This window comes from Geodermatophilus sabuli, assembly GCF_010686765.1.
GTDB lineage: Bacteria > Actinomycetota > Actinomycetes > Mycobacteriales > Geodermatophilaceae > Geodermatophilus > Geodermatophilus sabuli_A.
Map to the genome: position 1 here is coordinate 91,803 of NZ_JAAGWF010000017.1, position 20,056 is coordinate 111,858.

Below are 20,056 nucleotides of genomic sequence, written 5' to 3' on the forward strand. Positions count from 1 at the left end.
TGCGCTCCGCTGTCGAACCGTCACTCTGGGAGGGTGATGTCACCTCCGCCCTCCAGTGACCTGCTCCGACCCCGGCTGCTGAGGAGCGCCGAGCACCCGCCGCACCGGAGGGAACCCGACGACTGGCACGACCTCGCGCCCGACATCGTCCGTCAGCGGCTGGTCATCGAGGGGATCCCCGCACGGCCCATCGGCGACGAGCAGATCCGGCACTACCTGTCGGCGCTGTCCCGCGAGGTCGACATGGTGCAGCTGCTCGAGCCGGTGACGCACCGCTCCGACCTGTACGGCTGGGCCGGCTGGATCCACTGGGAGACCTCCGGAGCGCACTTCTACGCCTGGGAGCAGCCGCGGCTGTTCTTCTCGGTGGACATGTACACGTGCAAGGCCTTCGACGTGGCCACCGCCGTGTCGTTCACCCGCGCGTTCCTCGACGCGGGCACCGTCGTCGCGAAGTCGTTCTGAGATGCCGCTGCGTCTGCTCATCGCGCACTCCCCGACCGAGCGGGCGGCCGCGCGCGAGGTCGAGGCGCGGGTGTTCCTGCAGGCCTTCGGCAACACACCGGAGGTCATGGAGGAGGAGTACGGCCCCTACGGCGACCGGTCGCGCTTCGTCGTCGTGATCGACGACGCGAGCGGTTCGGCGCTGGGCGCCGCCCGGCTCATCCTCCCGGACGGCACCGGCATGGTGAAGACGCTGGCCGACGTGGCCGGCGAGCCCTGGCGGCTCTCCGTGCCCGACAGCCTCCGAGCGGCGGATCTGGCCGGGCGGCCGGTGTGGGACGTGGCGAGCCTGGCCGTCGACCGGCGGTACCGCAGCGGCGCCGCCGGGGCCGAGGTCACCCTCGCCCTGTGCCACGGCCTCTTCCAGTACTCGCGGCTGTGCGGCGCCGACGGCCTGGTCACCATCCTGGACGACCGCGTCCTCCGGCTGCTGCGGGCGATGGGCGTGCCGTGGGCCGCGATGGCGGGCGCCACGTCCCGGGAGTACCTGGGCTCGCCCGCGAGCACGCCCTGCATCTGCCTCGTCGACGCCATCGGGGAGAGCATCCGTGCGACCCGGCCCGACCTGGCGCCGGCCGTGGTCGAGGGTGTCTTCCGCTCGATCGCCCTGGACCCGGCCGACCTGTTCCCCGGCCGCGGTGGCTCCCTGCCCGAGGCAGCCGTGAGCAGGCAGCCGGCCCGGACGGCCGCGCCGCGGCGGGACACGTCGGGATGGCGGCCCCCCACGCACCGGCGTCCGGAGGTCGCCGTCAGCTCACCCGGCACCGCTGCCGGCTCCTGAGCTCGGCCACCCCACCCCCGTCGACGACGAAGCGGCTCCCTCCCGGAGGAGGAGGCCGCTTCGCCGTGCCGTGGTGCGCCATCAGGGACTCGAACCCCGAACCCGCTGATTAAGAGTCAGCTGCTCTGCCAATTGAGCTAATGGCGCCTCCGCCCGGCTCGGCCGGGCGACGAGGGAGAACGATACCAGCGCGCCACAGCCGGTCGCCGGGTGGTCCGGCGGCTCCGCGTCCCCCCGCACGTCACCCCCGACGTGGACACTGGGGGACCGGTGCCGGTGGTCGGGCGGGGGCGATCACCGACGAGGTGGAGGAGATCGCGATGCGACGGACGGCTGCGCTGGTCACGGCGGGAGCGCTGGTCCTGCTCGCCGGCTGCCAGGGGGACGGCGGGGGCGGCGGGGGCGGGACGGCGGCCGCCGAGACCACCGTCGAGGCCGTCCCGGCGTCGGTCACGGTGACGCCGGCCGACGGGTCCACCGGGATCTCGCCGGTCGCGCCGGTGGAGATCTCCGTCACCGACGGCGAGCTGCAGGAGGTCGCCGTCGCCGCGGCGGACGGGACGGCGGTGCCCGGGTCGGTCGCCGACGCCCCCGAGGACCCGGCCACCGACGTGTGGTCGCCGGACACCCCGCTGGCCTACGGCACCACCTACACGCTGACGGCGACCGCCGAGGGCGCCGACGAGGAAGCGGTCGAGGCCTCGACCACCTTCACGACCGTCACCCCGGCGTCGGTCACGACGCCGTCGGTCGGCCCGCTGGACGGCCAGACGGTCGGTGTCGGCATGCCGATCCGCGTGTACTTCGACCAGCCGGTCGCCGACCGCGCCGCCGTCGAGAGCCGCCTGCGGGTGACCAGCTCCACGCCGACCGACGGCACGTGGAACTGGTTCAGCGACACCGAGGTGCACTTCCGCCCGTCGCAGTACTGGCCCGAGAACATCGACGTGACCCTCGACGCCGACCTCTACGGCGTCGACCTCGGCGCGGGGGTCTGGGGGGAGAAGGACCGGACGGTGGCCTTCCGGATCGGCGAGCGGCACGTCTCCGTCGCCGACGCGTCCACCCACACGATGCAGGTCTACGACGGTGACCAGCTCGTGCAGACCTGGCCCATGAGCGCCGGCAGCCCGGACAACCCCAGCTACAACGGCGCGCACGTGGTCACCGAGCTCAACCGCGACCGGGTCATGGACTCGAGCACCTACGGCGTGCCGGTCGACAGCCCGGGTGGGTACCGGACGCCGGTGCAGTTCGCCGTCCGCATCTCCGACAGCGGGGAGTTCGTGCACGCCGCCCCCTGGTCGGTGGCGCAGCAGGGCCGGGAGAACGTCTCGCACGGCTGCATCAACCTCTCCACCGAGAACGCCCGCTGGTTCTTCGACTTCTCGCAGCCCGGCGACGTGGTGGAGATCCGCGGCTCCAGCGCGGGGACGCTGCGCTCCAACGTCTACGACTGGACGATCCCGTGGGAGGAGTGGCAGGCCGGCAGCGCGCTCAAGTGAGCCGACCGGCGCGCCCACCTGGGTTTCCTGCGAACCCGGCGCGGGAAGTGATCACTCCGGTTCCCGACCTGAGGAGAGTGCCGTGGACACCTGGGTGATCGTGCTCATCGTCGTGGTGGCGGTGGTCCTGCTGGCGCTGTTGGCGCTCACCATGGCCAAGCGCAACCGGATCAACGGGGCGAAGAAGCGGGAGCAGGCGCGCGAGCACCTGCAGGAGGCGCAGCTGCGTGGCGCCCAGGCGGAGAAGGAGCGGGCCGCCGCCGAGGAGCAGGCCGCCCGGGCCCGACGGGAGCGCGCGGAGGTCGAGGAGCGGACCCGGCTGGCCGAGCGGGAGGCCCAGCAGCGCGCGGCGCAGGCCCAGGAGCACGCCTCGGCCGCGGACCAGCTCCGCGCCAAGGCCGAGAAGCTCGCCCCCGGACTGGCCGACCAGCAGGGGCGGCACGCCGACGACCGGACCGGCGGCCCCGACCAGCCCACCGGCGGGGCCACCCGCCGCTGATTCCGGCGCCCCTCGGGAGTCCTACTCCCGAGGGGCGTGCGCGCGCCCCGTCGGACCGACCGGAGGGCCGCCATGACCGACCTGCTCGCCATCGGCACGCGCAAGGGGCTGTGGCTGGCCCGCAGCGAGGACGACCGCCGGACGTGGTCGGTCGACGGGCCGCACCTGCTCGCCCAGGAGGTCGCGGCCGTGTGCGTCGACACCCGCCGGCCGACTCCGCGGATCCTGGCCGGGATCCAGTACGGGCACTGGGGTCCCACCGTCATGTGGTCCGACGACCTCGGCGGGAGCTGGCAGGAGACCGACTCCGGCGCCATCCGGTTCCCCGGGGACACCGGCGCGTCCCTGGCCCGCGTCTGGCAGCTGCGGCCCGACAGCGCCGACCGGCCCGACGTGGTGTGGGCCGGCTGCGAGCCGCACTCGCTGTGGCGGAGCGCCGACGGCGGCTGCAGCTTCCAGCTGGTCCGCGGGCTGTGGGACCACCCGCACCGGCCGACGTGGGAGCCCGGTGGAGGCGGTGGCGCGGTGCACACCGTGCTGCCCGACCCGGCGTCGGACCGGGTGACGGTGGCCATGAGCACCGGCGGCGTCTACGTCAGCGACGACGGCGGCGGGCAGTGGGAGCCACGCAACCGCGGCATCAGCGCCGCCTTCCTGCCCGACCCGCCGCCCGAGTACGGGCAGTGCGTGCACAAGGTGGCCGTGGACGCCGCCGGCCCCGACCGGATGTACGCGCAGAACCACTTCGGCGTCTTCCGCACCGACGACGCCGGCGGCAGCTGGTCGTCGATCGCCGACGGGCTCCCGGCAGACTTCGGCTTCCCGATCGTGGCCTCACCGACCACGCCCGGCACGGCCTGGGTGGTGCCCCTGGTCGCCGACATGCAGCGCGTGCCACCGGGCGGCCGGCTGCGCGTGCACCGCACCCGTGACGCCGGAGCCACCTGGACCGAGCTCGCCGCCGGCCTGCCCGACGCGTCGTGGGCGGCGGTCATGCGCGACGCGTTCTGCGCCGACGACGCCGACCCGACCGGCGTCTACCTCGGCACCCGCGACGGGTGCGTCTACGCCGGCACCGACGAGGGCGACCGCTTCACCCTGGTGGCCGACCACCTGCCCGACGTCCTCGTCGTCCGTGCGGCCCGGATCGGCTGACCGTGGGGGTCGAGCTGGTGCTGCCCGGCGTCCTCGCCGACCTGGCGGGCGGCGCGCGGCACCTGGAGGTCGAGCCCGGCGGCGGCACCCTGGGGGACCTGCTGGACGCGGTGGCCGCCGTCCACCCGCGGCTGGACCGCCGCATCCGCGACGAGGCCGGTGCGCTGCGCCGGTTCGTGAACGTCTACGTGGACGGCGACGACGTCCGCTTCACCGGAGGGCTGACCGCCAGGGTCGACGACGGCGCCGTCGTCCAGGTGCTGCCCTCGGTCGCCGGCGGCTGAGCTAGAGGGTGGCGAGGGTGGCGCACTCGGCGCACAGCTGGGTGTCCTCGTACCCCTCGGGTGGCCACACGATCTGCTCGTCGACGGCGACGTAGGCCCCGCACAGTGCCTTCCGGCTACGGCCGTTGACCCGGCCGATCGTGGCGTGCGCCGGACCGATCTGGCGGGGGATCAGACCGTCGGCGCTGCCCACCGAGCCGACCATCACGACGGCGTGAGCGGTCCCGTAGGAGTAGGCGAGAGTCATGGGTCCAGCCTCCGAGCCCGGGCCGCCGCGGACCAGCACCCGGGGGAGCGTGTCCGCCGCAGGCGCCCCTGCCGCCCCATGCGGCACGGGCGCCCGCGGTCGGCGCAGCCGGCGTCCGGGCCGGGCTCAGCCGGCCGCCCGGAGCGTGTCGGCGAGGGGGGTGGTCGGTCGGCCGGACAGGCGGGAGAGGTCTCCGGTCTGCAGCCCCAGGACGCCGTCGCGGATCGCCGCGTCCATCCCGACGAGGAAGCCGACAGTGCCCTCGTCCAGACCGGCCGCGGAGAGCCGGGCGGCGTGCTCCTCCGAGGAGACCGACCGGTGGACGACGTCGCGGCCGAGGATCTCCGCGCAGGTCGCCGCCAGCTCCTCGAACGTCCAGGCGGTGTCGCCGGAGAACTCGTAGACGGCGCCGTCGTGGCCCGCGGTGCTGAGCACGGCCGCGATGCCCGCGGCGAAGTCGGCGCGGCTGGCACTGGCGACCCGGCCCTCGCCGGCGCTGTCCACCACCTCGCCAGTCGTCCGGGCCTTGGCGAGGACGGACGCGTAGTTCTCGGAGTACCAGCCGTGCCGCAGCAGGGTCGCGGGGAGGCCGCTGTCCTTGACCGCCTGCTCGGTCCCGAGGTGCTCGGGGGTCATGAGCCACTGCCGGTCGGCGCTGAGCACGCTGGTGTAGACCAGCCGCTCCGCCCCGGCCCGGACGGCGGCGTCGACGACGGCGGTGTGCTGGCGGATCCGCTGTCCGACCGCGTTCCCGGAGATCAGCAGCACGGTGTCCCCGGCGGTGAAGGCGGCGTCCAGGGTCGCGGGGGAGTCGTAGTCGACGACGGCGGTGGGGACCCCGCGGGCGGCGAGGTCGGCGAGCTTCGCCTCGGTGCGGCCGGCCGCGAGGAGCTGGTCCGCGGGGACGCCGCGGGCGAGGAGCTCCTCGACGACGAGACGGCCGAGCTGGCCGCTGGCCCCGGTGACGACGATGCGCATGTGGTTCCCCTCCGGAGGGTCCGTGGTCGGTGACGTCGAGCATGCCGAGCGTGCCATCGGCGCCGCCGGGCCGCCCCGTCGGGACCCGGCCGAGCCGGTAGCCCGCCGGTGCACCTGCGAGCATCGGGGACCGTGACCGTCGCGCGCTCCCTGCTGCTGTTCGCCCTCGCCGCGCTAGCGGAGATCGGCGGGGCCTGGCTGGTGTGGCAGGGGATCCGCGAGCACCGCGGCTGGCTCTGGGTGGGCGCGGGCGTGGTGGCGCTCGGGCTCTACGGCGTGGTCGCGACGCTGCAGCCCGACGCCGACTTCGGCCGGATCCTGGCCGCGTACGGCGGCGTGTTCGTCGCCGGGTCACTGGCCTGGGGCATCGTCGTGGACGGGTTCCGGCCCGACCGCTACGACGTCATCGGCGCGATCGTCTGCCTGATCGGCGTCGGCGTCATCATGTACGCGCGCCCGAGCTGACCCCGGGTCGGCCCACCCACCCGACGGCGCGCGCGTGCGGTGCGTTGCCGGGCACGGCCGTCCGCTGGGAGGGTGACCCGGTGGGAGGCTGCTGCGACCCTCGCGGGTGCGACGGGGTGTTCGACGACCGGTTCGCCCGTCGGATGGCGGCCCGCTACCGGAGGCGGGGTCTGGACGCGACGGCCCGCCGGCTCGTCGAGGTCCTGGCCGAACCGGGCCTGGCGGGCGCGACCGTGCTCGAGATCGGCGGCGGCGTCGGCGAGATCGGCCTCGAGCTGCTGCACCGGGGTGCGGCGTCGGTGACCGCTCTCGAGCTCTCACCGGCCTACGAGGCCGCGGCGGCGGAGCTGCTCGACGAGGCCGGGCTGACCGGCCGCGTGCACCGCCGCCTGGTCGACCTCGCCGCCGAGCCGGCCGCCGTCGAGCCGGCGGACGTCGTCGTCCTGCACCGGGTGGTGTGCTGCTACCCCGACGTCGCCGCGCTGCTGGGGTCCGCCGCCGACCGCACCCGCCGGCGACTGGCGTTCAGCTTCCCGCGCCGCGACCTCGTCTCGCGGTCGTTCGTCGCGACGCAGAACGCCCTGCTCGCTCTCAGCGGCCGGCAGTTCCGGACCTTCGCGCACCCGCGGGCCGGCATGTTCGCGGTGCTCGCCGAGCGGGGGCTGCGGCCTGCCCTCGCCCACCGCGGCCCGGTGTGGCAGGTGGCCGCAGCCGGCCGCTGAGCCGCAGCCGGCCGCTGAGCCGCGGAGCGCCCCGCGGCCGGGGGTCAGCGCTCCCCGGAGAGCAGGGCGGCGTACCGCGCGAGGTAGAGCGGCCAGCCGTCGTCGTGGCCGACGCCGTCGCTGAGGGCCTCCCAGCCGGGGCCGTGCCGGTCGATGTCGCGGTGCTCGAGCTCGACGCGGGTGCGCTGCGGGGTCTCGGCGACGAACCGGACCTCGACCTCGCTGGTGTTCTCCGGTTCTGTCTCGACCTGCCAGGTGGGACCGATGTCCCAGCTGAACACGACCCGGTCCGGCGGCTCGTAGGCCAGGACACGGGCCCACCGGCACTCGCTCCCGTCGGTGCCGCGGTCGTAGACGTGGCCGCCCACCCGCGGCTCGAACACCGTCTCCGCGATCGGGACGCCGAGCATGTTGTGCTCGGGCGGCTTGAAGTCGCCGAACCGCTCGGTGAAGACGGCGAAGGCACGATCGATCGGCGCGTCCACGACCACCTGCCTGCGGACGACGGTGCGCTCTGTCTGCGTCATGGTCCCTGCTCCTCCTCGACTGGTCGTCCGACGACCTCGGCGAACCCGCTCAGCGCCCGCCGCCACAACGTGTCCAACTGGTCCCGCAGCGCCCCGACCGCGACCGGGTCGAGCCGGTAGATCCGGCGGGTCCCGACCGCCTCCTCGTGCACCCAGCCGGCGGACTTCAGGACCTTCAGGGCCTGGCTCACCGCCGGCCGGCTGACCGGGAGGTCCGCGGCCAGCTCGCCCACGGCCCGGGGGCGCTCGGCCAGGATCTCGACGATGGCGCGCCTGGTCGGGTCGCCGAGGACCCCCCAGGCCCCGACTGCTCGGTCAGCGTCCACGAACGGTAAGCGTTCTCTTACCATCGATCCGGTGTCAAGAGCGCGCGCCCGGGCACGTGCGCCGGCGGGTGCCGGACGGGCGCCCGGCAGCCGGGCGGGAGACACTCCCCCGGGAGGCGGGAGGCCGGCCGGATGGACGTGCAGCAGACCGGGACCGGGCGCGGTGCCGCGTCGGCGCCCGAGGGCCTCTCCGCGCGCGAGGCCGCCGAGCGGTTGCGTCGCGGGCAGGGGAACGGGGCCGGGGACGGGTCTTCCCGCAGCTACGTGCGGATCCTGCGCACGAACGTCTTCAACTCCTACAACTCGATCCTGTTCACGATCGGCGCCGCGCTGCTGGCGCTGGGTCGGTGGAACGACGCGGTGATCAGCGTCGGCCTGGGGCTGCTCAACGCGGCGATCAGCGCCGTCCAGGAGATCCGTGCCAAACGGAAGCTGGACCGGCTGCAACTGCTCAACCGCAGCCGGGTCACCGTGGTCCGCGACGGCCGTGACGCCGAGGTCGCGCCGGAGGAGGTGGTGGCCGGCGACGTCCTCCACGTGACCCCCGGGGACCAGGTCGTCGTCGACGGTCCGGTCCTCGACGGCGGCCGGATCGAGGTCGACGAGTCCCTGCTCACGGGCGAGTCCGACCCGCTGGTCAAGGAGCCGGGCGAGGACCTCCTGTCGGGCAGCTCCTGCGTCGGTGGGGGCGGTCACCAACTCGCCCGCGACGTGGGGCCGGCCAGCTACGCCAGCCGGCTGACCGCCGACGCCCGGCACGCCTCCACCGACACCACGCCGCTGCAGCACCGCATCGACTTCGTCGTCCGGCTGGTCATGCTGCTCGTGACGCTCATGAGCGCGACGATCCTGTTCCAGGCCGCCCTCGAGGGGTTCTCGCTGGTCCGGGTCGTGCAGACCACCGCTGTGCTGTCCGGGCTGGTGCCCTACGGACTGTTCTTCCTCGTCGCCGTCGCCTACACGGTCGGCGCGGCGAAGAGCGCCGGGCGGGGAGCGCTGGTCCAGCGGGTCAACGCGGTGGAGTCGGTGAGCAACGTCGACGTCGTGTGCACCGACAAGACCGGCACGCTGACCACCGGCCGGCTCACCCTGGCCGCGGTGCGACCGGTCGGGTCGCTCGCCGCCGACGACGTCCAGCGGCTGGCCGGCTCGATGGCCCGCAGCGCGTCGGCGGCCAACCTGACCGGCTCGGCCCTGGCCGCTGCGCTGCCGGGGGAGGCGTGGCCGGTCCGCGAGGAGATCCCGTTCTCCTCGTCGCTGCGGTGGAGCGCTCTGCGCACGGACGACGGGGTGTACGTCCTCGGCGCCCCCGACGCCCTGGCTCCGCAGCTGTCCGGTGCACCGCTCGCCGACGCGGTGGCCGAGCAGGCCGCCCAGGGGCTCCGGGTGCTCGTGGTCGCCCGGGCCGTCGACCCCGCCGCGCCGCTCCGCGACGGCGCCGGCCGGGCACGGCTGCCCGCGCTCGAGCCGCTCGCCGTCGTCTCCCTCGCCGACGAGCTCCGCCCGGACGTCGCCGGGGCGATCGCCCGGCTGCTCGCCGACGGCATCGAGCTGAAGGTCGTCTCCGGCGACGATCCCCGCACCGTCGCCGCCCTGGCGCTGCAGGCGGGGCTGACCGGCGGCGAGCCGGTGACCGGCGCCGACCTCGACGCACTCGCCGATCCCGAGCTGGACCGGGTCGTCGCCCGCACCACGGTGTTCGGCCGCATCGCCCCGGAGCAGAAGGAACGCCTCGTCGCCTCGCTGCGCCGCCAGGGCCGCTACGTGGCCATGATCGGCGACGGCGTCAACGACGCCCGGGCGCTCAAGCGCGCCCAGGTCGGCGTGGCGATGAGGAGCGGCAGCGCGGTCACCCGCGACGTCGCCGACATCGTGCTGACCGACGACTCGCTGGCCGCGCTGCTGCCGGCCCAGCAGGAGGGCCGCCGGATCATCAGCGGCATCGGCACCTCGATGCAGGTGTTCCTCGCCCGGGTCGGCACCCAGGGCCTGGTGATCGCCGCGGTGACCATGCTCGGGCTGGGCTTCCCCTACTCGCCCGCGCAGGTCGGGCTGACCCTCCTCACCGTCGGCGTCCCCACCGTGTTCCTCACCATGTGGGCCCGCCCCGCGCCGCCGGACCCGCACCTGCTGGCCGATCTGGGGCGGTTCGTCGTCCCCGCCGCGGTGGTCACGGCGGCCGCCGCGGTCGGCGTGTACGCCAAGCTCTACACCGATCTCGTCCAGGGGCTGAGCAACCCCGGCGTCCCCGCGTTCGTCGTCGACGAGTTCGAGCGCTACACCGGCGTCTCCTCCGACGACGTCGGCTTCGCCGAGGCAGCGGCCACGCTGGGGGCCCAGACCGGGCTGTCCACCTTCGTCTCCTACGCCGCCTTCGTGCTGATCCTGTTCCTCAAGCCGCCGCACCGCGCCTTCGCCTCGTGGACCCGGCCGGACGGCGACCGGCGTCCGGCGGTGCTCGTCGCCGTGCTCGTGGTGGTCTTCAGCGCCGGGCTGTACCTGCCGGCCTTCACCGACTACTTCGGCGTCACCGACGCCGCGGAGCCGGTCTTCCAGGCCGTGCTGCCGGCCCTGGTCATCTGGTTCGTCCTGCTCAGCGTCGTCTACCGCTTCCGGCTGCTGGACCGTGCCCTCGGGCTGGCCCGGCCCGGCAGCACCGCACCACCCCGCGGCTGACGGGACCGGGCGGCGACCGGCGCGCAGCGGCTACTCCCGCACGACCCAGACCTCGGCCGGGCCCTGAGCGGTGTCCTGCAGCTGCACGGGCTGGAACCGCTGGTAGACGCCGAACCAGCGGGGCCCGTCGTAGACGAGGACCGCCGACGTCAGCAGCTCGGGCGGCACGTGGTCGACCTGTCCGTGGCGCGGGCCGCCCCAGTGCAGCACCAGCTGCCCACCGGGGCCGTCGCCGCGCCCGGCGTCGGCCGTGGGCCGCCGGGCTCGGCTCGGCACCGTCCTGCCGGTGCTCGCCGGCGTCAGCACAGCAGCTCCGCCACGTCGGCCCAGGAGTCCACGACCGCGGCGACGCCGACCCCGTGCAGGGCATCGGCGCGGGCCCGCCGGTCGGCCTCCGGGACGAACTGGAGGATCCCGATGGTCGGGTACCCGGCGGCCACCGCCGACCGTGCGCCGTTCAGCGAGTCCTCGACGGCGACCGCGGTGGGCGGCCCCACCCCGAGCGTGCGGCCGGCGTGCACGTACACGGCCGGGTCCGGCTTGCTGGTGGGTTCGGTCAGCGAGTCCTCGGCGCTGAACCTGCGGTCGGCGTCGAACAGCGGAGCCAGCTCGGTCACCTCGAGGCAGGCGGCCAGCCGGGAGGACGCGCTCGACGTGACCGCGGCGAGGGCGAACCGTCCGGCGAGCCGCTCCAGCGGCCCGCGCACCGCGGGGTCGGGGCGCAGGACCGTGCGCAGGTGCGCGGTGACGACGTCCTTCTCCTCGACCACCCAGTGCTCCAGGTCGGCGCCGGTGAGCTCGCGCCGGTAGCCGGTGGCGAGCTGCCCGGCGGCGGCACGGAAGTTCTTGCCGTTGGTCATGCGCTGCAACTCGTCCGGGGTGAAGGCGCGGTCGGCGCCCAGGCCGGCGAGGAAGCGGTTGGTGACGTCGGCCGATGCGGCGTACGCCGGTTCCTCGGAGGGGAAGAGCGTGCCGTCGGCGTCGCAGAGCAGGGTGGTCGTGGCCGCCGGGTCCAGGGTGGGCCGGCCGGTCATGACGCGTCCCCACCGGCGCGGAGGAACTCCTCGATGACCTCGCGCGGACCCTGCCGGTCGAGCGCGGAGAGGGCCCGCTGGACGCAGTCGGCGAAGCGCGGCTCCCGGCCGATGGAGTCGAAGACCGATCGCTCCGACAGCAGCGGGGTGGCGTCGCCACCGGCCTCCTGCGCGATGGGCACGAGGTCGGGGCGGGGCCCCTGGATGGGGACCTCCTCGCCCGCGTAGTCGGAGCCGCGCAGGTAGCGCAGCCAGCCGGCGACCGCCAGGCACAGCAGGTGGTGAGGGCGGTCGTCGTCGATGGCCGCCTGCACCGACGGCAGGAGGTAGTTGGGGATCTTGCTGGAACCGCGGCGGGACAACCGCGCCAGCTGGTCGGCCATCCGGGGGTTGGCCAGCCGGTCGAGCAGCGTGGCCTGGTACTGGGCCAGGTCGACGCCGGGCACCTCGGGCAGGGACGGGGCGATCTCCTCGGCCATCAGCCGGGCGAGGAACGTGCGGAAGACCGGGTCGCCCATCACGTCGGCGGTGGTCCGGTGGCCGGCCAGGTAGCCCAGGTAGGCGATGGCGCTGTGCCCGGCGTTCAGCAGCCGGGTCTTCACCGTCTCGTACGGCGACACGTCGGCCACGAACTGGACGCCGACCTCCTCGAGCGGCGGCCGGCCGTTGCAGAAGGAGTCCTCGACCACCCACTGGCGGAACGGCTCGGTGATCACCGGCCACCGGTCGTCGACGCCGGTGGCGGTGGCGATGGCGTCCCGCTCCTCGGGGGTGGTGTTGGGGGTGATCCGGTCGACCATGCTGCTGGGGAAGGTCACGTGCTGGTCGATCCACTCGGCGAGGTCGTCGTCGCGCAAGCGGGCGAAGGACACGACCGCGGTGCGGGCCGCCGTGCCGTTGGACTGCATGTTGTCGCAGGAGAGCACCGTGAACGGTGCCCGCCCGGCCTCCCGCCGGCGGTGCAGTGCCTCGACGAGGTAGCCGAAGACCGTCTCGGGGGTGCCGGGGTCCTCCAGGTCGCGGGCGACGTGCGGGTCGTCGGCGTCGAACTCGCCGGTGTGCGCGTCCACGCGGTAGCCGGTGCTGGTGATGGTGAGGGTCACCACGCGGGTGCGCTCGTCGGCCAGCGCCGTGAGCACCGCCTCGGGGTCCTCGGGGGCGTGGAGGTAGCGGGTCAGCACGCCCACGACGGTGGCGCGGTCGTCGTCCGCGGCGCGCTCGACGACGGTCCAGAGCCCGTCCTGGCCGGCGAGTACCTCACCGATCTCGCGGCTGTGCAGCCCGACGCCCACCACCCCCCACTCGGTCGATCCCTGGCGGGCCAGCTCGTCGAGGTAGACGGCCTGGTGGGCGCGGTGGAAGCCGCCGACGCCGATGTGCACGATGCCGGGCTGGAGGGCCGCGCGGTCGTAGGTGGGGGCGGAGACCCCGGATGGCAGGTCGGTGAGGGTGCGGTCGGACAGGGCGACGGCGGCGGCCGTCACCCGGGTGGGAGCAGACGTCATCACGAGCTCTCGGAGAGGAGGAGCGGAACGGGGTGGCTGTTCACCCGAGGCCGCTCCACGGCCATGCCCAGGACGCCGCCGTGCCAATCCGGAACGGGGCAGGTGTGGTGCAGCCCTCGTCGGGGCCCGGAGCCCGGGGCCGGGGCTCGGGACCGACGGGTGCCCGGCGTGTCGCCGGACGTGGCAGCGGGCGCGGCGTGCAGCTCGGCCCCGCGAGCAGGAGAGGCCCTGGTCAGTGGACTGACCAGGGCCTCTCCCGGTGGGGTGAGTGACGGGGCTCGAACCCGCGACACCCAGGATCACAACCTGGTGCTCTACCGACTGAGCTACACCCACCACGTCTCCCGGCCGGGCGCTGGCGAGAGCGGACCGGCCGGGGAACGGCACCACGATACCGGAGGGGGTCAGGCCCCCGACGCGGCCGGGGGCGGCGAGCTCGCGGCGCCGGCGTCCTCCGCCGCGAACACCGCGGCGAAGGACTCGACGACCTGTGCCGAGGCGGTCTGCGCCTCGGTGGTGGAGGGACCTGGGGCGTCGACGAAGAGGGTCCGCCGGTAGTAGGCGAGCTCGCGCACCGACTCGATGATGTCGGCCAGCGCGCGGTGGGCCAGCCCCTTGGGTGGCTGGGCGAAGTAGACGCGGGGGAACCAGCGCCGGGCCAGTTCCTTGATCGAGGAGACGTCGATCATCCGGTAGTGCAGGTGGTCGTCCAGCTCCGGCATGTCGCGGGCGAGGAAGCCGCGGTCGGTGCCGATCGAGTTGCCGCACAGCGGAGCCGTCCGCCGCTCGGGCACGAACCGCTTGACGTAGGCCAGCAGCTGCTGCTCGGCCTCGGGCACGGTGAGGGTGGCGGCACGGACGGCGTCGGTGAGCCCGGACTTGGCGTGCATCTCGGTCACCACGTCGGCCATGCCGTCGAGGTCGGCGTCCTCGGCGGAGATGACCAGGTCCAGGCCGGGGTCGAGCACGTTGAGCTCGGAGTCGGTGACCAGGACCGCGACCTCGATGAGCTTGTCCCGGGTCAGGTCCAGCCCGGTCATCTCGCAGTCGATCCAGACCAGGTGCCCCGCGCTGTCCGCCACGTCGCACGACCCTACGTCCCGTCCGCCCTGCCCGCCCGAGGCGCCATGCGCATACCGCACCCGCCACACCGTTGCCAGTCGAGGGGTCGGAATGCATCCGATCCGGCACTAGGCTCGGGCCGGTCCGTCCCGATTCCAGGAGTCCCTGTGCCCTCTGCCGCCGCACCCGTCGCGACCGTCCGGACGGTTCCGCCGGCCCCGGGGTCCCTGCCCGCCGCGCTGCGACACCCGTTCGCCACGCTGCGGTGGCTGTGGCTGGCGTACATGACGCCGGGTCGCCCGGGCCGGCCGACCAGCCAGCAGGAGCTGCGGTGGATCTACACCGCGTGGCTCGGGGCGTTCCTGCTCAAGATGCTCGGTTCGTCGTGGGACGTCTCCTGGCACTTCCGCTGGCTGCGCGACGACCTCGCCCCGCCGCACCTGCTCAACTCGGCCGGCACGGCGGTGGTCGTCGCCCTCGTCGTCTTCCACAGCTACAGCGGCTACGGCGTGGACCGGCGGGCCCTGCGGCTCATGCAGTGGGGTATCGCGGCGTTCCTCGTGGCCGTCCCCATCGACATCCTCAACCACCGCATCAACGGCCTGGACATCACCAGCTGGAGCCCCAGCCACGGGCTGCTCTACGTCGGGACGGCGATCATGCTGGCCGGGGCGATCCGCGGCTGGTGGCTCTACGCCGCGCCCGGCCGCACCCGCGACCTGGTCTCGCTCGGGCTGTGGCTGTTCTTCGTCGAGAACGTCGTCTTCCCGAACCAGCACCAGGAGTACGGCGTCCTGTCGTTACAGGCCTACGAGGCCGGCCGGACGACGGCCGAGCCGCAGCTGCTGGACTTCGCCGCCTCCCAGGGGCAGACGCCGACCATGTTCATGCTGCCCGTGCCGGCCTGGGTGCACCCCGGCTGGATGCTCTGCGCCGGCCTGCTCTCCCTCGTCGTGGCGCGCAAGCTGGTCGGCCTGCGCTGGACGGCCACCGTGATCGCGGCCACCTACCTCGCCTACCGCGCGGTGATGTGGCTGGGCCTGGTGGCGCTGGACTTCCCGCCGTCGGTGCTGCCCCTGGTCCTCGTGGTCGCCGCGGTCGCGATCGACCTCGCCGTCACCGCCCGGGTGCCGGGCTGGCTCGCCGGGCCCGTGGTCGCCGCGGTCTTCTACGGTGCCGGTGCGGTGCAGGACGCCCTCGGTCTCCTGCCGCCGTGGGACTGGACCTGGTGGTCGGTGCTCCTCGTCGGTGCCACCTTCACGGTGCTCTGGACGGCGGTCGACGTGCTCACCACCTCCCGCTGGCTGGCCCGCTGGCAGGCACCGGTGGAGCCCGGCCGCGACGTCGTCCCGCAGCCGCTGACCGGCGGCGCGCCGACCCGCTGAGCCACCGGACCGCGCCGTCACATGACGTAACGTCGACGTGACAGCGGTGCGGTCTCCGTCCCGTTCGCGGTGCCCCGTGCGGCCTGCCGCCACTCCCACCGCTCCCTGATCCCGGAGGACGACGTGCTGCCCCTGACCCCCGTGCCGCTGCAGACGGCGGGGGAGCGTGCCCTCTTCGCCGAGCTGGCCCGCTGGGACACCGGCGGCGCCGTGCGCGGCGCGGTGGTCGCCTCCGTCCCGATGGTGGACGGACCCCTGGAACGGCGGATCTCCGACGCCGTGCTCTTCGTGCCCGAGGGGCTGGCCGTCGTCCGGGTCGTCGAGGTCGTCCGGCAGAGCGGGGTGGTGACCGCGCTGCCCGAGGGATCGTGGTCCATCGGCCCCGGTGCCGGCCCTGGCGACGTGCTGCAGCTCGCCGGAGGCGGCTCCTCGCCGCTGGACGGGCTCATGCGCGCCGGCATGGACGCCGCCGTCCGGCTCCGGCGCGCGGGCCTGGAGCCCGGCCGGATCGCCCGGCTGACCGTGCTGGTCGGCGACCTGACCGGGCTCGTCCCGGCCGACGGCGACCTCGGCGAGGGCGACCAGGTCGCGATCCTCGACCCCCGGTCCCTGCTGCTGGGCATCGCCCGCGCGGCCCGCTACACCGGCGTGGACAACCCTCGGCTGTGGACGACGGCCGACGTCCGCGCCGCGCTCGAGGCGCTCGGCGTGGCCGGCCGCGGTCCCTCGGTCCAGCAGCTCAACGGCGAGGGCTTCCCGTACTCCCCGTACGTGCTGCGCACCCCCGAGCTCCTGGCGCCGGCGGCCATGACCGCGGCCCCCCGCTTCGGCGAGGCCGGCGTCGCGCCCGCGGCCCCCCCGCCGGCACCGGTTCGCCCGGCACCCAGCGGGCCGCTGGTGGATCCCGTGGCCGCCGCGGCGGTGGCCGCCGCGGCCATCCGTGCCGACGAGGAGGCCGCCGCCCGCGCCGCCGCCTCCCGCGACGCCGCCCAGGCCACGCCTGTCGCCGTGCCGGCCCGGCCGGAGCGCGGGGTCCCGCCCGAGCCGGGATCCGACGGCCGGGCGCGCCCGGGACCGGGCGCTGCGGGGACCACCCTCGTCGGCCCGACCGTGGGCGTGGTCTCCGAGGAGACCGGAGGCATCGGCGGGCTGTTCGCCGATGCCGAGCCCGACACCGCCGAGCCCGACACCGCCGAGCCCCACACCCCAGCGCCCCTGACGCCCGCCGCCTCCCCGTCCGCCGCCTTCGAGTCCGCCCCCCCGGGGCCCGTCGCCCCCGAGGGGCGGGACTCGCAGGCGGCGCCCGGCCACCGGTCACCCGCGGCGGCGCCCCCGCCGCGGGCCCCGGCCGCGCAGCCGACGGTCGCCGGCGGCGTTCCGCTGGTCGGTCCCCGGCAGCACCGCGGCTCGTCCCGGCGGACGCTGCTGCTCCTCGCGGCTGCGCTGGTGCTCGTCGTCGTCCTGGGCATCGGCGGCGCGCTGCTGCTCGGCGACGGCGGCCGGGACGAGGCGGGAGCCAGCACCTCCCCGGCGTCCGACACCACCGTCCCGGAGGCGCCCGCCGCCGAGCCGGCACCCGGCGACCGTGAGGTCGTCGACGGCCGGACGTTCGTCCTGCAGGAGGTGCGGGTCGACCCCAGCTGCGCCGGCAACGCCTACGGCGCCGTGGCCGACTTCTTCGCGGACACCGAGTGCGCCGGCCTGGCCCGTGCGCTGTACTCCACGGACGTCGAGGGCCGCCCCGCCGTCGTCTCGGTCTCGGTGGTGGACATGGGCGACGCCGCGGGGGCCCGGGCGCTGCGCGCACTGACCGACCGCAACGGCAGCGGCAACGTCAGCGACCTGCTGCGCGAAGGTGTCCGGTACGCCGGTGGACCCGAGCAGCTCTCGGGCGCGGAGTACGCCAGCGCCGTGTCGGGCAGCCGGGTCACGATCGTGGAGGCCGCCTGGTCGGCAGCCGGGGACGCCGGGAGCACCGCCGACCTCGACGCCGTCGCCGGTGTCAGCTTGGTCCTCCCCGTCCCCGAACCGGTCGCCACCACCGACTGAGCTCCCGGGACTCTCCGCGGAAAGTCCCCGGGACGTCCGCGGAGGAGCCCGGGGCGTCAGGAGGTGGCGGCGGCCTCGGCCATGGTGGCCAGCAGGGTGGCCATCTGGGCCCGGGGGAGCCCGCCGGCGCTGTGTGGCGTCGAGTTGATCAGCCCGAACACCGCGTGCGCCCGCGCCCGGCAGGACGGCGCCCCGGCGGTGGGGTGCAGCGCGACCAGCACGGCGACCCACACCTCGACGTAACGGCGCTGCAGCCGGCGCACCTGGGCCGCCTCGTCGCCGGGCAGTGAGCCGAGGTCGCGGTCGTGCACGGTGATCAGTGCCGGGTTGTCCAGCGCGAAGTCGACCTGGAAGGCGATCAGCGTCCGCAGCTGGGCCAGCGGGTCGGCCCCGGCCGCGGCGACCCGCGAGGTGCCCCCGGCGAGCAGCCGCTCGCTGATCCGCACCAGCATCTCGGCGAGCATCGCGTCCTTGCTGGCGAAGTGCCGGTAGATGGCCGGCCCCGTGACGCCGACCGCGGCCCCGACGTCGTCCACGCCCACCGCGCGGGACCCGCGCTCGGCGAACAGCTGCGCCGCGGCCCGCAGGATCTGCTCCCGGCGGGACGGGCGGGCGGCGTCGGCGTGCAGCGCGGTGTCGACGTCCACGGGGCCGATGTTAACGGTCGTTGACCCGCGATGTGAACCGTCGTTAACATCACCGCCGTGGACGCCCCCGTGCTCGCGCGCACCGCCCCTGCCGACGTCGCGGCGGCCGACCGCAACGCGCGGGCGCACGCCGCGCTGGCGACCGACCTCGCCACGCAGCTGCGCCGGGTGGCCGAGGGCGGCGGCGAGCGGGCCCGTCAGCGGCACGTCGAGCGCGGCAAGCTGCTGCCCCGCGAGCGGGTCGACGCCCTGCTCGACCCCGGCAGCCCCTTTCTCGAGCTCTCCCCGCTGGCCGCGCACGGCATGTACGACGGCGATGCGCCGGCCGCCGGGATCATCACCGGCATCGGCCGCATCGCGGGGCGCGAGTGCGTCGTCGTGGCCAACGACGCCACCGTCAAGGGCGGCACCTACTACCCGATGACGGTGAAGAAGCACCTGCGCGCGCAGGAGGTGGCGCTGCACAACCGGCTGCCGTGCGTGTACCTGGTCGACTCCGGCGGGGCGTTCCTGCCGATGCAGGACGAGGTCTTCCCCGACCGCGAGCACTTCGGCCGGATCTTCTTCAACCAGGCGACGATGTCCAAGGCCGGGATCCCGCAGATCGCCGCCGTCCTCGGCTCCTGCACGGCCGGCGGCGCCTACGTCCCCGCGATGAGCGACGAGGCGGTCATCGTCCGCGAGCAGGGCACGATCTTCCTGGGCGGCCCGCCGCTGGTGAAGGCCGCGACCGGCGAGGTGGTCACCGCCGAGGAGCTGGGCGGAGGTGACCTGCACAGCCGGGTCAGCGGGGTCACCGACCACCTCGCCGAGGACGACGGGCACGCGCTGCAGCTGGTCCGCCAGATCGTCGGCACGCTCGGCCCGCGCGCGCCGCGGCCGTGGGACGTCGAGCCGGCGGAGGACCCCCTGCACCCGCCGGAGTCGCTCTACGCGGTGGTGCCGCCGGACCCGCGCACCCCCTACGACGTCCGTGAGGTCATCTCGCGGTTGGTCGACGGCAGCCGCTTCGCCGAGTTCAAGCCGCTCTACGGGCAGACGCTGGTCACCGGCTTCGCCCGGCTGCACGGCCACCCGGTGGGGATCGTCGCCAACAACGGCGTCCTGTTCGCCGAGTCGGCGCTCAAGGGTGCGCACTTCATCGAGCTGTGCGACCGCCGGAGCATCCCGCTGCTGTTCCTGCAGAACATCACGGGGTTCATGGTCGGCCGCGACTACGAGGCCGGGGGCATCGCCAAGCACGGCGCCAAGATGGTCACCGCCGTCGCCTGCGCCCGGGTGCCCAAGCTGACCGTCGTCATCGGCGGCTCCTTCGGCGCCGGCAACTACTCCATGTGCGGCCGCGCCTACTCGCCCCGGTTCCTCTTCACCTGGCCCAACGCCCGCATCTCGGTGATGGGCGGCGAGCAGGCGGCGTCGGTGCTCGCCCAGGTCCGCCGTGACGGTGCCGAGGCCCGGGGCGAGGACTGGCCGGCCGAGGCCGAGGAGGCGTTCAAGGCGCCGATCCGGGAGCAGTACGAGCACCAGGGCCATCCGTACTACGCCACCGCCCGGCTCTGGGACGACGGCGTCGTCGACCCCGCCCAGACCCGGACCGTCCTCGGCCTGGCCCTGTCCGCCTGCGCCAACGCGCCCCTCGAGGAGGTCGGCTATGGCGTCTTCCGCATGTGAGACCGGACTCTCGGCGCCGAGAGTCCGCGACCGA

21 protein-coding genes and 2 tRNA genes are annotated in these 20,056 nt (G+C 74.8%); 12 read left to right on the plus strand and 11 right to left on the minus strand.

Going from position 1 to position 20,056, the window contains the following annotated elements; genetic code table 11:
* Positions 1-36: 36 nt before the first annotated feature.
* Positions 37-465: an S-adenosylmethionine decarboxylase gene (locus tag GCU56_RS15445; RefSeq protein WP_163482636.1), complete on the plus strand. Its 429-nt coding sequence runs from the start codon at positions 37-39 to the stop codon at positions 463-465.
* A 1-nt stretch (position 466) separates the two neighbouring features.
* On the plus strand, positions 467-1,285 hold the full coding sequence (locus GCU56_RS15450; RefSeq protein WP_163482637.1) for an acyl-homoserine-lactone synthase: 819 nt from the start codon (positions 467-469) through the stop codon (positions 1,283-1,285).
* 71 nt (positions 1,286-1,356) lie between these two features.
* Here the strand turns inward: GCU56_RS15450 and GCU56_RS15455 are convergent.
* Positions 1,357-1,432, minus strand: a tRNA-Lys gene (locus GCU56_RS15455).
* Positions 1,433-1,605: 173 nt separating this feature from the next.
* Here GCU56_RS15455 and GCU56_RS15460 point away from each other — a divergent pair.
* From GCU56_RS15460 to GCU56_RS15475, 4 genes are all read left to right on the plus strand, one after another.
* On the plus strand, positions 1,606-2,790 hold the full coding sequence (locus tag GCU56_RS15460) for a L,D-transpeptidase (protein WP_163482638.1): 1,185 nt from the start codon (positions 1,606-1,608) through the stop codon (positions 2,788-2,790).
* A gap of 82 nt (positions 2,791-2,872) precedes the next feature.
* Complete coding sequence (locus GCU56_RS15465; protein ID WP_163482639.1) at positions 2,873-3,289, plus strand: hypothetical protein; 417 nt, start codon at positions 2,873-2,875, stop codon at positions 3,287-3,289.
* A gap of 72 nt (positions 3,290-3,361) precedes the next feature.
* Entirely contained in the window at positions 3,362-4,444 is a 1,083-nt protein-coding gene (locus tag GCU56_RS15470; protein WP_163482640.1) for a WD40/YVTN/BNR-like repeat-containing protein, read from the plus strand.
* Between the two features lie 2 nt (positions 4,445-4,446).
* Positions 4,447-4,728: a ubiquitin-like small modifier protein 1 gene (locus tag GCU56_RS15475; RefSeq protein ID WP_163482641.1), complete on the plus strand. Its 282-nt coding sequence runs from the start codon at positions 4,447-4,449 to the stop codon at positions 4,726-4,728.
* Between the two features lies 1 nt (position 4,729).
* On the opposite strand, the gene GCU56_RS15480 is transcribed toward GCU56_RS15475, so the two are convergent.
* The gene (locus GCU56_RS15480; RefSeq protein WP_163482642.1) at positions 4,730-4,975 is read right to left on the minus strand and encodes a hypothetical protein; all 246 of its coding nucleotides are present in this window, start codon (positions 4,973-4,975) and stop codon (positions 4,730-4,732) included.
* Between the two features lie 126 nt (positions 4,976-5,101).
* Entirely contained in the window at positions 5,102-5,953 is an 852-nt protein-coding gene (locus GCU56_RS15485) for an SDR family oxidoreductase (protein WP_163482643.1), read from the minus strand.
* Between the two features lie 132 nt (positions 5,954-6,085).
* Between GCU56_RS15485 and GCU56_RS15490 the strand changes: the two genes are divergently transcribed.
* Positions 6,086-6,418 (plus strand): YnfA family protein, encoded by a 333-nt coding sequence (locus tag GCU56_RS15490; RefSeq protein WP_163482644.1) that lies wholly within the window; start codon positions 6,086-6,088, stop codon positions 6,416-6,418.
* Between the two features lie 116 nt (positions 6,419-6,534).
* Positions 6,535-7,140 (plus strand): methyltransferase domain-containing protein, encoded by a 606-nt coding sequence (locus GCU56_RS15495; RefSeq protein WP_204332165.1) that lies wholly within the window; start codon positions 6,535-6,537, stop codon positions 7,138-7,140.
* A gap of 44 nt (positions 7,141-7,184) precedes the next feature.
* Here the strand turns inward: GCU56_RS15495 and GCU56_RS15500 are convergent, their stop codons facing one another.
* Positions 7,185-7,667: an SRPBCC family protein gene (locus GCU56_RS15500; protein ID WP_163482646.1), complete on the minus strand. Its 483-nt coding sequence runs from the start codon at positions 7,665-7,667 to the stop codon at positions 7,185-7,187.
* Positions 7,664-7,993, minus strand: a complete 330-nt coding sequence (locus GCU56_RS15505; RefSeq protein ID WP_345771866.1) for an ArsR/SmtB family transcription factor — start codon at positions 7,991-7,993, stop codon at positions 7,664-7,666. Before GCU56_RS15505 ends, GCU56_RS15500 begins: the two co-directional genes overlap by 4 nt.
* A gap of 132 nt (positions 7,994-8,125) precedes the next feature.
* On the opposite strand from GCU56_RS15505, the gene GCU56_RS15510 reads away from it, so the two are divergent.
* Positions 8,126-10,669 (plus strand): HAD-IC family P-type ATPase, encoded by a 2,544-nt coding sequence (locus GCU56_RS15510; protein WP_163482648.1) that lies wholly within the window; start codon positions 8,126-8,128, stop codon positions 10,667-10,669.
* 30 nt (positions 10,670-10,699) lie between these two features.
* On the opposite strand, the gene GCU56_RS15515 is transcribed toward GCU56_RS15510, so the two are convergent.
* From GCU56_RS15515 to orn, 5 genes are all read right to left on the minus strand, one after another.
* Positions 10,700-10,945: a hypothetical protein gene (locus GCU56_RS15515; protein ID WP_163482649.1), complete on the minus strand. Its 246-nt coding sequence runs from the start codon at positions 10,943-10,945 to the stop codon at positions 10,700-10,702.
* Positions 10,946-10,968: 23 nt separating this feature from the next.
* The gene (locus GCU56_RS15520) at positions 10,969-11,703 is read right to left on the minus strand and encodes an HAD family hydrolase (RefSeq protein WP_163482650.1); all 735 of its coding nucleotides are present in this window, start codon (positions 11,701-11,703) and stop codon (positions 10,969-10,971) included.
* A complete protein-coding gene (locus tag GCU56_RS15525) occupies positions 11,700-13,208 on the minus strand; it encodes a mannitol dehydrogenase family protein (RefSeq protein ID WP_163482651.1) in 1,509 nt (502 codons plus the stop codon). The genes GCU56_RS15520 and GCU56_RS15525 overlap by 4 nt, the downstream gene beginning before the upstream one ends.
* Before the next feature lie 260 nt (positions 13,209-13,468).
* A tRNA-His gene (locus GCU56_RS15530) sits at positions 13,469-13,544 on the minus strand.
* Between the two features lie 68 nt (positions 13,545-13,612).
* Positions 13,613-14,290, minus strand: coding sequence for an oligoribonuclease (gene orn / locus GCU56_RS15535; RefSeq protein WP_163482652.1), 678 nt, complete (start codon positions 14,288-14,290; stop codon positions 13,613-13,615).
* Positions 14,291-14,437: 147 nt separating this feature from the next.
* Between orn and GCU56_RS15540 the strand changes: the two genes are divergently transcribed.
* Entirely contained in the window at positions 14,438-15,655 is a 1,218-nt protein-coding gene (locus GCU56_RS15540; RefSeq protein WP_163482653.1) for a hypothetical protein, read from the plus strand.
* Positions 15,656-15,778: 123 nt separating this feature from the next.
* Positions 15,779-17,704: a hypothetical protein gene (locus tag GCU56_RS15545; protein ID WP_163482654.1), complete on the plus strand. Its 1,926-nt coding sequence runs from the start codon at positions 15,779-15,781 to the stop codon at positions 17,702-17,704.
* 56 nt (positions 17,705-17,760) lie between these two features.
* On the opposite strand, the gene GCU56_RS15550 is transcribed toward GCU56_RS15545, so the two are convergent.
* Entirely contained in the window at positions 17,761-18,351 is a 591-nt protein-coding gene (locus GCU56_RS15550; protein ID WP_163482655.1) for an SACE_7040 family transcriptional regulator, read from the minus strand.
* 57 nt (positions 18,352-18,408) lie between these two features.
* On the opposite strand from GCU56_RS15550, the gene GCU56_RS15555 reads away from it, so the two are divergent.
* Complete coding sequence (locus tag GCU56_RS15555) at positions 18,409-20,022, plus strand: carboxyl transferase domain-containing protein (RefSeq protein WP_163482656.1); 1,614 nt, start codon at positions 18,409-18,411, stop codon at positions 20,020-20,022.
* Positions 20,023-20,056: the final 34 nt, after the last annotated feature.

What these genes read in the sequence shown, in the direction of transcription:
- GCU56_RS15480 (WP_163482642.1), bottom strand. Translation starts at nt 4,975, where the DNA reads ATGACTCTCGCCTACTCCTACGGGACCGCTCACGCCGTCGTGATGGTC.
- GCU56_RS15525 (WP_163482651.1), bottom strand. Translation starts at nt 13,208, where the DNA reads ATGACGTCTGCTCCCACCCGGGTGACGGCCGCCGCCGTCGCCCTGTCC.
- GCU56_RS15485 (WP_163482643.1), bottom strand. Translation starts at nt 5,953, where the DNA reads ATGCGCATCGTCGTCACCGGGGCCAGCGGCCAGCTCGGCCGTCTCGTC.
- GCU56_RS15470 (WP_163482640.1), top strand. Translation starts at nt 3,362, where the DNA reads ATGACCGACCTGCTCGCCATCGGCACGCGCAAGGGGCTGTGGCTGGCC.
- GCU56_RS15520 (WP_163482650.1), bottom strand. Translation starts at nt 11,703, where the DNA reads ATGACCGGCCGGCCCACCCTGGACCCGGCGGCCACGACCACCCTGCTC.
- GCU56_RS15445 (WP_163482636.1), top strand. Translation starts at nt 37, where the DNA reads ATGTCACCTCCGCCCTCCAGTGACCTGCTCCGACCCCGGCTGCTGAGG.
- GCU56_RS15450 (WP_163482637.1), top strand. Translation starts at nt 467, where the DNA reads ATGCCGCTGCGTCTGCTCATCGCGCACTCCCCGACCGAGCGGGCGGCC.
- GCU56_RS15510 (WP_163482648.1), top strand. Translation starts at nt 8,126, where the DNA reads ATGGACGTGCAGCAGACCGGGACCGGGCGCGGTGCCGCGTCGGCGCCC.
- GCU56_RS15460 (WP_163482638.1), top strand. Translation starts at nt 1,606, where the DNA reads ATGCGACGGACGGCTGCGCTGGTCACGGCGGGAGCGCTGGTCCTGCTC.
- GCU56_RS15500 (WP_163482646.1), bottom strand. Translation starts at nt 7,667, where the DNA reads ATGACGCAGACAGAGCGCACCGTCGTCCGCAGGCAGGTGGTCGTGGAC.